Genomic DNA, 14965 nt, shown 5'->3' on the forward strand with positions numbered 1-14965 from the left:
GATTGAGCCATTTCCTCCGCTTTAGCGAAATACCCTACATCATCCTCCGTTTGTCCTGACTTCATTCCCCGCGCAATCCCCGCACAGTCTCGCGTCCCACAGCGACCGCGCGAAGATTGCGAATGCTCGATCCCAAAAAACTGCTGGCCTTGAACACCGCCATTGGCCATCTGGTCATCGCTGCGCTGAACCCGAAAGAACCGGACATTGCGGCCGTCCTCAATGACTTTCACCATTGCCTCAGCGACTACGATTCCTGGGCCGAAAGTTTCTGGACGGGTGCAGCACTGGATGTCGAGCAGGTGTTCAAGGTCGGCAACGACGTCAGCCTCAGCGCCCCGAAAAACTCGACCACACCGATCAGCGCCACCGTTGCGTCCTGTCCGGCCGGCGGGTCATTGACCCTGGTGCACATGTTCGAGGCGGCGCGTTTCGTGCCGATCGGCAATACCCCGGTGATGCTCGAAGTATTGATCGATGGGCCGGGCGGGGATGAGGTCGTCGGCGAGCCGGTCCATGCCACGATCGGCCCCAGCGGTATCCTCGAAGTCCCCGAATGCTGGCGTGGCCAGCGTCACCGAATCACCTTTTACCCCAACGTCTCTCAAGACCACGTCAAGGCGCTCTACGCCTCTTATCAAACCACCATTGCCGAGCTTGAGGACTGGCTGCAAAGCGAGTGGACGAACGAGTTTCAACCGTTGTGGGCAAGCTTTTCGCAAAGCGGTTTTATCGAGCGCTACAACGCGTTGCAGCAGGCTGATCAACGGGGTGTTGAAAGCGCTTTGCTCGACCTCTGGGATGACGTTCAGCAGCTCTATCACTTGCTGGCCGACCTGCAAGCCAACAGTGAAAAGCTCCTCGAATACCTGACCCAGGCCGAGCTCGAAACCCTGCTCAACGCTTCCACAGAGGCGATTGCCAATGGCTTGCTGGTGCTCAGCGATGAACCGTTGCTGTTCATCTATCTGGCGGCCGTCACCAGTTGGTTGCGGATGCTGCCGCCGCAGTACGAAGCCGAAGTAATGGCCGAAATTCGTACAGGCGTGTTGATCGGATTGCTGCTGGCTTGCGTGACCGGACCGATGGGCGTTGGGGCGGGTGTGGGCGCCAAAGTACTGGGGAAGATCAAGTCGCAGCGTGCTCGACAGTGGCTGGCAGCCTTGAGCATCCGGCTGGCGCAAGTGTCGAGCAATCAGCGTTTCAGCAGTCACGCCGATGCGCTCAAGCCGCTGATGGTGAGTGCCCGGAAGGCGTCGCTGGCGCCAACACCCCGAGGGCCGCTGAAGATTACCCCCGCAGAAGCGCCGACCCTTTACGTGAAAAACCCTGCGGCCATCGCCCGCGACAAGTCTGGGCCCAGGACCCGCCTGAGCAAGCAGGAGCATCACGACAACGCCCCGGATCAGGCGAAAAACCCCAACGGCGCCAGCGCCGACACCGCGAACAAAACCGCCACCCACAACTGCCCGGTGTCGATGGTCACTGGTGAAGAACTGCTGACTCTCACCGATGGCGAACTCGACGGCTTGCTGCCGTTCGCCTTCACCCGGTTGTACCGCACCAGCGCGGTCGAAATCGATAGCGGACTGGGCTTTGGCTGGAGCCATTCGCTGGCGCACCGCCTGGAAAACGACGGCGATAACGTCGTCTGGATCGACCAGGAAAACCGCCGCACGCGCTTCCCCAGACCCAGCGCCGAGCGTCCGGCGATCCACAACAGTTTGTCCCGTGCAGCGATTTATCTGGGCGACGCCGCCGATGAGCTGATCCTCGCCCAGGCCGGTGAGGCGACGCGTTTCTACCATTTTCGTGACGGTAATCTCACGGCCATCAGCGACCCTTACAACAACCGCCTGCGCATCACCCGCGATCGCCAGGCGCGGATCAAACGTCTGGACAATGGCGCCGGTCGCGCCTTGCTGTTGTGTTACGACCGGCGACATCTGATCGCCGTCGACTATCAAGTCTATCGCGCGGCTGCGAGTGCCGATGAAGCCTGGCAAACCGAGCAAACGCTGGTTGCCTATCGCTATGACGACTGTCATCGACTGATCGAAGTCGTCAACGCCGCGGGCGAAAGCGAGCGCTACGACTACGACAATCAGGCGGTGATTCTCCAGCGGCAACTGGCCGGCGGCGCAAGTTTTTTCTGGGAGTGGGAGCGCGAAGGCAAAGCCGCCCGATGCGTGCGGCACTGGGCGAGTTTTGCGCAGATGGACGCACGTTATGCCTGGGACGATAACGGCAGCGTCACGGTGCAGAACGCCGATGGCAGCCAAGAGGTTTACGTCCACGACCCGCAGGCGCGGCTGGTGCGCAAGGTCGAGCCGGACGGTGCCGAACACCTGAAGGCTTACGACGATAACGGTCAGTTGGTGGCCGAGAAAGATCCTCTCGGCGGCGTCACCCAATACGCCTATAACGATGCCGGGCGGTTGCTGGCGGTCATTGCGCCAGAAGACGAACCGACTTACTACGAGTATCACAACGGTTTCGTTCGGATGATGCGTCGGGGCAAGGCGCGTTGGAAGTACCAGCGAAACGTCCAGGGCGATATCACCGCACAAGTCGACCCCGATGGGCACATCACCCATTACCACTACGATGATCGGGGCCGACTGCTGTCGATCCGCTATCCGGATAACAGTTGTCACCTCCTTGTCTGGAACGACCTTGGGCAACTGACCGAAGAGCAACAGCCGGACGGTGGCCGGCGGTGTTTCGCTTACGACGCGTTGGGCCGGCAAAGCCGTCGTCAGGATGCTCACGGTGCGGTCACCCAGTATCAATGGGACGTTCTCGGCCGGTTGATCCGGACTACCTTGCCCGGAGGTATCACCCGCGCCTTCAGTTACAACGCCTACGGCAAACTCATCGCCGAACGCGATGAGTCGGGCCAGGTCACGCGCTACGAATACGCCGATGACCTGCACCTGGTCAGCCGTCGCATCAATGCCGACGGCAGCCAGTTGCACTATCGCTACGACAACGCACGGCTGTTGCTCAGCGAAATCGAAAACGAGGTGGGCGAAAAGTACCTGCTGGCGTACGGCCCCAACGGGCTGATCGAGCAAGAAACCGGCTTTGATGGTCGGCGCACCGCGTATCGCTATGACCTCAGCGGCCATCTGCTGGAGAAAACCGAGTTTGGCGACGATGGTTCGCGGCTGATTAGCGCGTACCAGCGCGATACGGCGGGGCGCCTGCTGGTCAAGACCTTGCCCGATGGCCGGAAGGTCGACTATCGCTACGACGGTCTTGGTCGTCTGGTCAGCGTCGATGATGGCTACGACCACCCGTTGGAGTTCGAGTACGACCAGCAGGACCGGCTGATCACCGAACACCAGGGCTGGGGCACCTTGCGCTATGGCTACGACGCCTGCGGCCAGCTCAATCGACTGCGTCTGCCGGATAACAGCACCCTCGACTACCACCACGCCAAGGGCGGGGCGCTCACCGCCATCGACCTCAACGGCACGCGGCTGACCACGCACGTCTTTGACGCGGGGCGCGAGCAGCAACGCCAGCAAGGCCAGTTGCTCAGTCGGTATCACTACGATGAGCAGGATCGATTGCACGCCCACACGGTCTCTCATGCTGAGCAGCCACGCCATCGCCGTGATTACGCTTACAGCGCCAACGGCAACCTCGATTTCATCGCCGACAGTTGTCACGGCCAGCGCAACTATCACTACGACGCGCTGAACCGCCTGGTTCGCGTCCGCCACTCTCGCGATCCACAGCAGGAAAGCTTCGCCCATGACCCTGCCGGCAACCTGCAGATGCAGGATCGTCCGGGGCTGGCGACGATCAAAGGCAACCGCCTGCTGCTGCAAGGCGATCGCCATTACGACTACGACGCCTTCGGCAACCTGATCCGCGAACGTCGCGGCACCGCACAAAAACTCGTCACCGAATACCGCTACGACTGTCAGCACCGGTTGATCGGTATGACACTGCCCGATGGCAGCAGCGCGACCTATCGCTACGACGCCTTTGGCCGGCGCATCGCCAAAACCGTCGACGGCCACACCACCGAGTTTTTCTGGCAAGGCGAGCAACTGATCGCCGAACACAGCCGCGAGCATCACCGCAGCTACGTCTACGAACCCGGCAGCTTTCGCCCGCTGGCCCTGCTCGACGGCTTCGGTCCCCGCAAAGCTTGCCCGTTCTACTACCAACTCGACCACCTCGGCACCCCCGCAGGAACTCACCGACTACAGCGGCGAAATCGTCTGGTCCGCGACCTACAAGGCCTATGGGAAACTCGACAGCCTCCAGCACTTTGGCGAAGAACAACTTGAGCAGCCGTTGCGGTTTCAGGGGCAGTATTTCGATGCTGAATCGGGTCTGCACTACAACCGGCATCGCTACTACAATCCGGATATTGGCCGCTACCTGACGCCGGATCCGAGCAAGCTGGCGGGTGGGTTAAACGGTTATCAGTACACTCCGAATCCGACGGGGTGGGTGGATCCGTTGGGGTTGAATGACTGCCCGGGGGCAGGTAAGTGCAAGAAGCCGGGTGAGGCGGAAAATCCGGCGGGGAAGGCGGGGGTTGATGAGGGGGAGGCTAAACTTCCCATCTATCCAGAAGAAAAATATTTATATCGTGGGGATGGGCGTCATCCCGATGAGATTTTTGAACAAGGTTTTAAACCTAAGGGTGATAGCAATGATTTACTGCTTCACTCGCTTGATAGTAACAAGCCTCCGAGCAATTTTGTTAGTACCTCTCCCGTTAGAGAAGTAGGAATAGATTTTTCGACAAAATACAATATGAGAAGTGGATTTTTGTACACGATGCGGATGATTCCGGGTAGAGACCTTAAAATTGAGCTAGGGAAAAAATATAAGTTTTCAAGTGAACGAGAGATAGCAATACAAGGTGGTATTAAAAGTAAGGATATTTTAGGTGCTACGCCTATTGGTGCCGATGGTCGTAGCGGGCGTTACACTATCTTGAATCCAAACAAGGAGTAGAGAGTGGACTGTGTGGAGATTGTAGTTATTAACAGCGGAAGGCGTGAGCTTGCTAAGCTATTCTGTGACTCGAAAAAGTTGACCATTAAATTTGTAATGGCGGATGGATATAGCAAAACTTTTTCTGGGACGGACTTTTACGAGTGTTTCGGCCATGTCAGGGAGGAACACCCAGATGTGGTGTTTTTGTGTAAAGGCGCGAAAATAAACGTGCATCCTTCTAGTATGTCTTCTCAGATGTCGCTTGGGGTTAAGGCATATGAGCTCACAATGGGGAGGTATGCTTTGAGAAGTGATTTGGTGAATATATTCGATTATGAAGAGGAGAATTTGACGAACGACCCAAATGTGCAAAGAGACTTCTATATGCGTTGGGTTGAATCAGACGTCTCGGAAGAATAGCTAGTTGGGGGAAAGCAAAGCCTCAAACAGAGCCTAAAAGTACAATCCCTACAGGCTATTCGGCTAGCGCTCTAACCCAAACTATCAATCACATGAATACTCCCCCCCTGCACATTCTTCGCATGATGCTTGGCCTGTGAGGCCATTTCTGCGAGTTGGCTGGCGTCGAGTTGTCCACAGGCCTGCGGGTGTAGATGCACCACGCCAATCGACAGCGATAACAGCGCAAATTCCTGGCGGACGCCCTGACGATTGGGCGCGATGAAGCAGCCGGTATCCAGGTGTTCGCTGCGGTAGAAGCGTCGGCATTGGCTGTGGAAGTCCTCAAGCAGTTGATTCAGGCGTTTGCGCCAGTCTTCCGGGCCGAGGACCAGCAAAAAATCATCGCCGCCGATATGGCCGACGAAGTCGCGGCTGGGGTCGACGCGGTCGTTCAGGCATTGCGCCAGGCACAGCAGGACTTCGTCTCCACGGCCGTAGCCATAGATATCGTTGAAAGGCTTGAAACTGTCGATGTCGACGTAGCAGATCACCGACTCGCGGCTCTGTTGCAACAGTCGGGTCAGGCATTGCTGGATCGGCACGTTGCCCGGCAACAGGGTCAGCGGGTTGGCGTAGCGGGCTTGCTGGATTTTCAGTTCGGTAATCAGTTTCAGCACGTCGATTACCCGACCGAGGCCCAGATAGCCGCCGTTGAGGGTGATGATGAAGTCCTCTTCGATGCGCTGCCGGGCGCGGCTGGTGATCAGCCGGCTGACCTGTTGCAGCGACTGGCTGAGCTCGACGGCGAGGAAGTCATCGCTCATCAGCCGGCTGATCGGCTTGCGCGCGAACAGATCGGTGGCAAACGGCTTGAGCAGCGCATCGGACAGCGAATGACGGTGGACGATGCCACACGGCTGACCGAGTTCGTCGAGCACTGCCAGCGAGTTCAGGTTGGCCTGGCGGCGGAAGGCTTCCAGTACGTCAGCGGTAGGGGTATCGCGGTCCACCGCCGGATGTTCGTTGAGCAGGGCGCTAAGGTCACTGCCTTCATCGTTGAGCGCCACTGCGCTGCTGTCGTGCTTGGGCATCATGGTCCTGGCGTCCCGTGGCGGGTGCTCTTGCGGACGGCACAACAGATAGCCCTGCACCAGGTCGACCCCCATCTCGGTCAATACCGCGAGTTCTTCCGGCAGTTCGATACCTTCGGCAATGACTTGTGCCCGCGAAGCTTTGGCGATCTGCAGGATCGAGCCGACGAATTCGCGCTTGAGCGCGTCCTGATGAATGCCATCGATGAAATGCCGGTCGATTTTCACATAGTCCGGACGCAGTTCTGACCAGAGTCGCAGGCTCGAATACCCGGCCCCGAGGTCATCCAGTGCAATCGAGAAGCCCATGGCGCGGTAGTGATGCAGCGCGTTTTGCAGCAACTGAAAATCGTCGGTCGGGGTTTGCTCGGTCAGCTCGATCACCACCTGACTTGGCGGAATGCCGAAGTCCTGGAGCATTTGCAAGGTTCTACCGGGTTGATGGCCGGCTTCGAGCAACGATTCGGGAGAGACGTTGAGAAAGAGCTTGCCCGGTAACTGTTGTTCATTGAAGCGACGACAGGCGCTGTGTCGGCAGGCCATTTCCAGTTCGCTGAGACGGCCAGCCTGGCGGGCCACGGCGAACAACGCGATGGGTGAATGCAGAGGGCTGTTGGAGGGGCCGCGACTGAGGGCCTCATAACCGAGGATGCGTCGTTCGGACAGAGAAACGATCGGCTGGAACAGACTGTGCAAACCACTTTGAGCCAGGATTGAACTCAAGGCACTCAGCTGTTCGGTCGTGGTCATGGCGATCTCTGGCAATAAAAAAAGGACTGGGCGCGCTCTTTTTCAGAGAGCGCGCCCAGTCCTTTATTTCACGACAGAATGATGACTATTTGATGACGATCCGGGGATCGTCAGAATTAAATTGCCATCACTTCTTGTTGCTGGCGACCGCAGTATTCAGCTTCAAGTAATCCAGCAGAATCCGCCCGGTTTCGCTCAGGTAGGCATCGTCTTCCGGTTTGGTTTTTTCTGGCTCGGCCGCGATGGCGTCTTCGTCTTCTTTCTTCAGTTCTTTGAGCGGTTCTTCGCCCTTGGCCTTGCGGCGGATGTTTTCCATCACCAGCTGCTTGGATTCGATATCGGCGTGTTGCGCGCGACGCTCGGCTTCATTGAGGCTGACAGTTTTTTCCGCCAGCAGCTTCTGGGCCAGTGCCAGTTTGTCGCGAATGAACACAAACTCCGCGTCCTTGGCCGAACGGGCATCATGCTCGGACTTGAGCTGTGCCAGGTACGGTTTGAACGGGTCGACTGCCGGCTTGATGGCCGGGCGAATGGTGTCCCACGGCATGGACTCCGGCAGGGCGCTCTCGCCGATTTCCTTGGTGTCGATGATCGACGGGAAGTCGACATCCGGCAGTACGCCCTGATGCTGGGTGCTCTGCCCGGAAACCCGGTAGAACTTGGCCAGTGTCAGTTTCAGCTCACCATGGTTCAGCGGCTGGATGGTTTGCACGGTGCCTTTGCCGAAGGTCTGGCCGCCGATGATCAGCGCGCGGTGGTAGTCCTGCATGGCGCCGGCAAAAATCTCCGAAGCCGAAGCAGACAGACGGTTGACCAGCAACGCCATCGGACCTTTGTAGAAGGCGCCCGGGCTTTCGTCTTCCAGTACATCGACCCGGCCGTCGGCGTTACGCACCAGCACGGTCGGACCTTTGTCGATGAACAGACTGGTCAGCTCGGTGGCTTCCTGCAAGGAACCGCCGCCGTTGTTGCGCAAGTCGATGACCACACCGTCGACCTTGTCTTTTTGCAGTTCGGTCAGCAGCTTCTTGACGTCACGGGTGGTGCTCTTGTAGTCCGGATCACCGGCGCGGAACGCCTTGAAGTCAAGGTAGAAGGCCGGGATCTCGATGACGCCGAGCTTGTAGTCCTTGCCGTCCTGTTTGAGGTTGAGAATCGACTTCTTCACCGCCTGATCTTCAAGCTTCACCGCTTCGCGGGTGATCGAGACGACCTTGGTGGTCTGGTCGTTTGGCGCATTGCTGGCCGGGATCACTTCCAGGCGCACCACCGTGCCTTTCGGTCCACGGATCAGCTTGACCACTTCGTCCAGGCGCCAACCGACGACGTCGACCATTTCTTTACTGCCTTGGGCAACGCCGATGATCTTGTCGGCCGGTGCAACCTGTTTGGTCTTGTCCGCCGGGCCTGCCGGCACCAGGCGCACGACTTTCACCTGGTCGTTATCGCTCTGCAACACGGCGCCGATGCCTTCCAGCGACAGGCTCATGTTGATGTCGAAGTTCTCCGCGTTATCCGGTGACAGATAGTTGGTGTGCGGGTCATAGGACATGGCGAAATTGTTGATGTACGCCTGGAAAATGTCTTCCGGACGGGTCTGGTCCAGGCGCGACAACTGATTCTTGTAACGCTTGGTCAGGGTTTCCTGAATCTGTTTGGGGTCTTTGCCGGCGATCTTCATCCGCAGCACTTCGTCCTTGACGCGTTTGCGCCACAGGTCGTCAAGCTCGGCGGTGGTCTTGAGCCACGGGGCGTCCTTGCGATCGATCAGCAAGGTTTCCTTGGTGGTGAAGTCCATCTTGTCGACGCCTTTGTTCAGCTCGACCAAGGCGAAGTCCAGACGCGCTTTGACGCGGTCCAGATAGCGCTTGTAAATCGTGAACCCGGCGTTCAGGTCACCGCTTTTGAGGAACTCGTCAAACTGGTTTTTCCATTTGTCGAATTCGGCGATGTCGCTGGCCATGAAATAACTGCGCGACGGATCAAGCAGCTTCAGGTAGCTGTCGTAGATAACCGCGGAACGTGCGTTATCGAGCGGCGGCTTGCTGTAATGGTGGCGCTTGAGCAACTCGACGACGTTAAGGCTGGCAATCACCTCGTCACGATCGGGCTGAAGGTTGTCCCAGCTATTGGCTGCGAACGTGGTGGGCGACAGCGACAAGCTGCCCAGGCCAATGAAAAGCGCGAGTGCGGTGCTGGGGAACAAATGCTTCATGCTGATTCGACGCGGGGGCAATTGATAACGCATATTAGGCCGTCTTTAAAGTCGCCGGTTCCACAAGGCTCTACGCAAACTGCTCGCGTATCGATCAGGCTGGGTTAAAACCGCCTGATCGCCACTCGGCGAATTTTCGTACGACCCTGGGCCGGTCGCATAATGCAAAAAACCCGGCGCTACAGCATCGGGCTCAGTCCAGACTCACTATGGAGGCACTGTGAAAGCATTGCAAGGCGTTGAAGGTCGAGTGGAGTGGGTTGAAGAGCCCAGTCCGACGTGTGACGTAGGACAAGTTCGCATTCGAGTGGCGGCAGCGGGCCTCAATCGAGCCGATTTATTGCAGAAAGCGGGGCTCTATCCGCCGCCACCAGGAGCCAGTCAGGTGCTGGGCCTTGAGTGTTCAGGCGTGATCAGCGAGGTCGGCGCTGGCTCGTCCTGGCAGGTCGGTGACCGGGTCTGCGCATTGCTGGCGGGCGGTGGGATGGCCGAAGAAGTGGTGGTCGATGGCCGTCACGTATTGCCCGTGCCCGAAGGCTTGTCGCTGGTCGAAGCGGCAGCGTTGCCCGAGGTTTACAGCACCGCCTGGCTGAATTTATTCCAATTGGCTGCGCTCAAACCGGGTGAGAAAGTTCTCCTGCACGCCGGGGCAAGTGGAGTGGGTTCAGCTGCCATTCAGCTGTGCAAGGCATTCGGCAACCCGTGCTGGGTCAGCGTCGGTTCGGCAGATCGATTGGCCTACTGCGAGGCGCTGGGGGCGCAAGGCGGGGTGGTGCGCACTGATGGGCTGGAGGGTTTGCGTGACCTGGGGCCGTTCGATGTGATCCTCGATCCGGTCGGTGGCAACTATGCTGCACTGAACCTGAAGCTGCTGGCGCGCGACGGGCGTTGGGTGTTGATCGGCTTGATGGGCGGCCGTGAGGCGCCGCTGGATCTGGCGCAGGTACTGGCCAAAAGGATTCAACTGCTGGGTTCGACCCTGCGCAGCCGCGACGAGCAGTTCAAGGCCGATCTGTTGAGTGATCTGCGCCAATATGTCTGGCCGCTGTTCGCCGAAGGGCGCCTGAGCCCGCAATTGGCCAGGACCTTCCCGATCAGGGACGCTGAAGCGGCGTTTGCCGAGCTTGCGACCAATCGGGTGTCGGGCAAGTTGGTGCTGGTGATCGACGAAAGCCTGCTCTAAAGGGCTTCACTGAACCTGTGGGAGCGAACCTGCTCGCGATTCAGGCGACGCGGTCTACCTGTGAGACCGCGTTATCGTTCATCGCGAGCAGGCTCGTTCCGACAATGGTTCTTGGTTACTTCCAGGTGTGGATCGGCCAGCCGGCCTTTTCAGCGTGTTCACGCAGTACCGGATCCGGGTTGACCACATGCGGGTGGTCGACTTTGATCAGCAACGGCAGATCGTTACGTGAGTCCGAATAGAAACTCGCGCCTTCAAGGTTCTCCTCTTCGGCGTCGAGCCACTCCAGCAAGCGAGTGATCTTGCCTTCGCGGTAGGTCAGGGTGCCGACGGTGTTGCCGCTGTAGACCCCGTGAGTCACTTCCAGCTCTATAGCGAGGATCTCGTCGATACCCAGGCGTTCGGCGATGGGTTTGACCAGATGCGTGCCGGAGGCAGAGATCACCAGAATCCGGTCGCCGGCCTTGCGGTGCTCGGCGATGACTTTGCAGGCGTCGCTGAAGATGATCGGTTCGATGAAATCTTCGACCCACGGCGCCACAAGGTGCTCGACTTCTTCCGGGGTGCGTCCGGTTATCGGTTCCAGGCTAAAGGTCATGTAGTCCTCCATGGCCAGGTGGCCCCTGCCATAGGAGTCCATCAATTCCTTGTCGCGACGCAGGAAGGATTCGCCGTCGACCCAGCCGAGGCGGACCATCTGCTCGCTCCACAGCGAGGCGCAGTCGCCGTGGATCAGGGTTTCGTCCAGATCAAAAATTGCCAAGGCCATCAGTGCAGCTCTCTCTTTAACATCAGTGTGCGCAGCGAAAACATCAGGCTACCTCACACAGGGCCGTCGGATCGATGGATAGTGCCAGTCGTTGACCGTCGGCATGCAGGTCGGCCGCCGAACGGTTCAGCACGTCTACCACCAATTCCACACCACGGGCCTCGACTCGATAGCGGATCACGTTGCCCAGCAGGCTGTGGCTGCGGATCAGCGCATTGGGCTCGCCATTGCGGCTCAGTTCGATGGCTTCCGGGCGAATCGCGATGCGACCGTTGATCGGGCGTTGCAGCAGCTTGCTGGCGCTGGCGGCGTCGAGCAGGTTGTAGTTGCCGATGAAGCCGGCGGCAAACACATCGACCGGCGCGGTGTAGAGCGTTTCAGCATCACCGCTCTGGACGATCTTGCCCTGGTTCATCAGGAAGATCCGGTCGGACATGGTCAGGGCTTCTTCCTGATCGTGGGTCACGAAAATCGTGGTCAGCCCCAGCTCGCGCTGGATCTGCCGGATTTGCTCGCGCAGGTGTTTGCGGATGCGTGCATCGAGTGCCGACAGCGGTTCATCGAGTAACAGCAAGCGGGGGCGGGTGACCAGCGAGCGGGCGAGGGCCACGCGCTGGCATTGGCCGCCCGACAGTTGATGCGGATAGCGGCTGGCGAAGTCGGTCAGTTCCACCAGTTGCAGCACTTCGAGCACGCGCTTGCGGCTGTCGTCGGCGTTGACCTTTTGCATGCGCAAACCGAAGGCGACGTTCTGTTCCACGGTCATGTTGGGGAACAGTGCGTAGCTCTGGAACACCATGCCGATTCCGCGCTTTTGCGGGCTCAGCGGCACCAGGTCCTGGCCGTCGAGCAGGATCTTGCCGCCATCCACCGCGGTCAGCCCGGCGATGCAGCGCAACAGGGTCGATTTGCCGCAACCGGACGGGCCGAGCAGGGTGACGAACTCGCCTTTCTGGATTTCGCAGTTGATGTCGCTGAACACCGGAGTGCCGGCGGAACCCGTTTGCGAGTAGCTTTTTTGCAGGTGTTGGACGCTGACATAGCTCATTGGCTTTTGTCCTTGTTCAAGATATTGGCAGCCCAGGTCAGAACCAGCACAAAGAAAAAGTAGGAAATCACCAGCGCGCTGGTGAAGTGACCGCTGCTGTTACGCATGTTGTTGAGATAAACCTGCAGGGTTTCGTAGCGCGTGCCGACGAGGATGTTGGCGAACACGAACTCACCGAAGAGGAACGAGAACGAGAGCAGCAATGCGACCATCAAGCCTTTGCGCAGGTTCGGCAATACCACCAGGAACGCCGCTTGCCAGGTACTGGCGCCGAGCAGTTGGGCGGAGTCCATCAGGTCGCGCAGGTTGATCGCCTGCAGGTTGTTGGTGATCGCCCGGTACATGAACGGCAGCGCCACGGTGAAGTAGCAACCGACCAGAATCCACGGTGTGCCGACCATCGCGAACGGTCCCGAACCGTAGAGCTGCAACAGCCCCACCGAAGACACCACGGGCGGCACTGCGAACGGCAGCAGGATCAGGATGTTCATCAGCGCATCGAGTTTCGGGAAGTGGTAATGCACCACGAACAGCAGCGGCAGGATCAGCACCACCGACAGAATCAGCGCACCTACGCAGACCAGCAGTGACTGGCCAAAGGCACCGAGAAAACGCGGATCGCTCCACAGCTGGATGTACCACTTGAAGGTAAAGCCGCTGGGCAGAACGGTGGCCGACCAACTGCTGGCGATCGAGTAGATCAGCGTCCCGGCCAGCGGCAGCAACAGAATGGCAAACAGCAGATAAACGACCACACGGTGGTAGACACCGACGGGTCCCAGCTCAGCGCGAGACATGGTAGCTCCTCTTCAACAGCAACTGATGGACCACGGTCACCAAGGTCATCAACGCCACCAGCACAACGGCCAGGGCACTGGCCATGTTCGGGTCCAGGGAAATGTCGCCCGAAACCATCGCCGCGATGCGGATCGGCAGCACGTTGAAATTGCCGGTGGTCAGGGCGTAAACCGTGGCGTAGGCGCCGAGGGCGTTGGCCAGCAGGATCACGAAGGTGCCGAGCAAGGCCGGGGTCAGCACCGGCAAACCGATGTGTCGCCAAAACTGCCAGCCGTTGGCGCCGAGCAGGGATGCCGATTCGCGCCAGTCTTCACGCAGGGCGTCGAATGCCGGGTACAGCAGCAGCACGCCCAAGGGAATCTGGAAGTAGGTGTAGAGGATGATCAGCCCGGTTTTCGAGTACAGGTTGAAGTCCTGAATGAACCCCGCCTGCTTGAGCATGATGGTGAAGCTGCCGTTGAACCCCAGCAGGATGATGAACGCAAAGGCCAGCGGTACGCCGGCGAAGTTGCTGGTCATGTTGGCGAAGGCGTTGACGAAGTTGCGCAGCTTCGAATCGACCCGGCGCAGCGAGTAACTGCCGAGGATTGCGATGACGATGCCGAACACGCTGGACCAGAAGCTGATCTCGAGGCTGTACTGGATCGCCTGCATATAGAACTTTGAGCTGAAAATCCGGTTGAAGTTGGCCAGGCCCCAGCCGAACTCTTCCGATTGCACGCTGTTGATCAGTACCCAGCACAGCGGGGCGATCTGGAACACGATAAAGAAAATGGCGAAGGGCACCAGGCACAACGCCGCCAGCCATTTGCCACGGGTGATTGAATTCACTTGAGCAGCTCCCGGCACACAGGTTTGTCGTGGGCAACACCCAGCAACTCGCAGACAGTGCCGCACAGTTCGGTTTGTTTCGGGGCTGCCTGGGGATTGAAGCTGAAGGCATCGCCGATAACGAACAGCGGTACTTCACGTTCTTCGGCGAGCAGGCCGTTGTGGGAGCGATCATTGTTCATGCCGTGATCGGCGGTCACCAGCACCTGATAGCCGGCGTCGAGCCAGCCTTGCAGGTAGTCGGCGAGGAGGATGTCGGCCGAGCGGGCGCTGTTGCGGTATTGCGCAGTGTCGAGGCCGTGCTTGTGCCCGGCGTCGTCGATGTTCATGGGGTGAACCAGTAGAAAGTTCGGTGCATGGCGCAGACGCAGGTTCTCGGCATCGGCGAACAGGTGCGAATCGGGGTAGTGGTCGGACCAGTAGAAATGCGCGTGCTGGATCGGCAGTTCAGTGTTGTCGGTGTGGCGGTCGCGGGCAGCCATGAACGGCGAACGGTTATACAGTTCGCTGATCCAGTGGTAGGCCGCAGCGGCGGTGCTGAGCCCGGCGGCGGTGGCGTAGTGGAACACGCTGCGCTGGTTGGACAGGCGTGACACGTTGTTGTGGACGATACCGCTATCGATCGGTGTGACGCCGGTCAGGATGCATTCGTAGAGCGGGCGCGACAGGGACGGCAGTTCGCATTCGAGTGTGTAGAGGGCTGCGCGTCCTGCGCCGACATAAGCCTGAAGATGTCCCATGGCGTGGCGGGCAACCTCGTAATTGAGGCCGTCGAGCACGACAAGGATGACGTTGTGCTTCATGGGGGCAAAAACTCCGCAAAACAGAAATCTTGAAATCAACTCAATCTACTGTGGGAGCGAGCCTGCTCGCGATGGCTGCGTAACGTTCGACACATGTGTTGAATGTC

General features: G+C 58.9%; 9 protein-coding genes and 1 pseudogene. 3 read left to right on the top strand and 7 right to left on the bottom strand.

Annotation, left to right across the window (positions count from 1 at the left end; genetic code table 11):
• Nucleotides 1–122: 122 nt before the first annotated feature.
• Nucleotides 123–4986: pseudogene (locus HK44_RS06060) on the top strand (RHS repeat-associated core domain-containing protein).
• A 3-nt stretch (nt 4987–4989) separates the two neighbouring features.
• Nucleotides 4990–5388 (top strand): hypothetical protein, encoded by a 399-nt coding sequence (locus HK44_RS30400; protein ID WP_019693064.1) that lies wholly within the window; start codon nt 4990–4992, stop codon nt 5386–5388.
• A gap of 71 nt (nt 5389–5459) precedes the next feature.
• Here HK44_RS30400 and HK44_RS06065 read toward each other — a convergent pair whose 3' ends face one another.
• Entirely contained in the window at nt 5460–7211 is a 1752-nt protein-coding gene (locus tag HK44_RS06065) for a bifunctional diguanylate cyclase/phosphodiesterase (protein ID WP_019693063.1), read from the bottom strand.
• Nucleotides 7212–7338: 127 nt separating this feature from the next.
• A complete protein-coding gene (locus HK44_RS06070; RefSeq protein ID WP_187682484.1) occupies nt 7339–9426 on the bottom strand; it encodes a carboxy terminal-processing peptidase in 2088 nt (695 codons plus the stop codon).
• Between the two features lie 220 nt (nt 9427–9646).
• Here HK44_RS06070 and HK44_RS06075 point away from each other — a divergent pair, with 220 nt between their 5' ends.
• Nucleotides 9647–10609, top strand: coding sequence for a zinc-binding dehydrogenase (locus tag HK44_RS06075; RefSeq protein ID WP_019693061.1), 963 nt, complete (start codon nt 9647–9649; stop codon nt 10607–10609).
• 115 nt (nt 10610–10724) lie between these two features.
• On the opposite strand, the gene HK44_RS06080 is transcribed toward HK44_RS06075, so the two are convergent.
• The 5 genes from HK44_RS06080 to HK44_RS06100 are packed head-to-tail and all read right to left on the bottom strand — an operon-like array spanning nt 10725 to nt 14858.
• The gene (locus HK44_RS06080; protein WP_019693060.1) at nt 10725–11378 is read right to left on the bottom strand and encodes an HAD family hydrolase; all 654 of its coding nucleotides are present in this window, start codon (nt 11376–11378) and stop codon (nt 10725–10727) included.
• A gap of 43 nt (nt 11379–11421) precedes the next feature.
• Complete coding sequence (locus HK44_RS06085) at nt 11422–12426, bottom strand: ABC transporter ATP-binding protein (protein WP_019693059.1); 1005 nt, start codon at nt 12424–12426, stop codon at nt 11422–11424.
• Complete coding sequence (locus tag HK44_RS06090) at nt 12423–13223, bottom strand: ABC transporter permease (protein WP_019693058.1); 801 nt, start codon at nt 13221–13223, stop codon at nt 12423–12425. Before HK44_RS06090 ends, HK44_RS06085 begins: the two co-directional genes overlap by 4 nt.
• Nucleotides 13210–14055, bottom strand: coding sequence for an ABC transporter permease (locus HK44_RS06095; protein WP_019693057.1), 846 nt, complete (start codon nt 14053–14055; stop codon nt 13210–13212). Before HK44_RS06095 ends, HK44_RS06090 begins: the two co-directional genes overlap by 14 nt.
• Nucleotides 14052–14858, bottom strand: coding sequence for an alkaline phosphatase family protein (locus tag HK44_RS06100; RefSeq protein WP_019693056.1), 807 nt, complete (start codon nt 14856–14858; stop codon nt 14052–14054). Before HK44_RS06100 ends, HK44_RS06095 begins: the two co-directional genes overlap by 4 nt.
• Nucleotides 14859–14965 lie beyond the last annotated feature (107 nt).

The sequence above is a fragment of the Pseudomonas fluorescens HK44 genome (assembly GCF_000217955.3).
Taxonomy (GTDB): Bacteria; Pseudomonadota; Gammaproteobacteria; order Pseudomonadales; family Pseudomonadaceae; genus Aquipseudomonas; species Aquipseudomonas fluorescens_AQ.

Excerpts from the sequence above, each read along its gene's own strand:
- HK44_RS06065 (WP_019693063.1), bottom strand. The coding sequence starts at position 7,211 with ATGACCACGACCGAACAGCTGAGTGCCTTGAGTTCAATCCTGGCTCAA.
- HK44_RS06070 (WP_187682484.1), bottom strand. The coding sequence starts at position 9,426 with ATGAAGCATTTGTTCCCCAGCACCGCACTCGCGCTTTTCATTGGCCTG.
- HK44_RS06080 (WP_019693060.1), bottom strand. The coding sequence starts at position 11,378 with ATGGCCTTGGCAATTTTTGATCTGGACGAAACCCTGATCCACGGCGAC.
- HK44_RS06085 (WP_019693059.1), bottom strand. The coding sequence starts at position 12,426 with ATGAGCTATGTCAGCGTCCAACACCTGCAAAAAAGCTACTCGCAAACG.
- HK44_RS06090 (WP_019693058.1), bottom strand. The coding sequence starts at position 13,223 with ATGTCTCGCGCTGAGCTGGGACCCGTCGGTGTCTACCACCGTGTGGTC.
- HK44_RS06100 (WP_019693056.1), bottom strand. The coding sequence starts at position 14,858 with ATGAAGCACAACGTCATCCTTGTCGTGCTCGACGGCCTCAATTACGAG.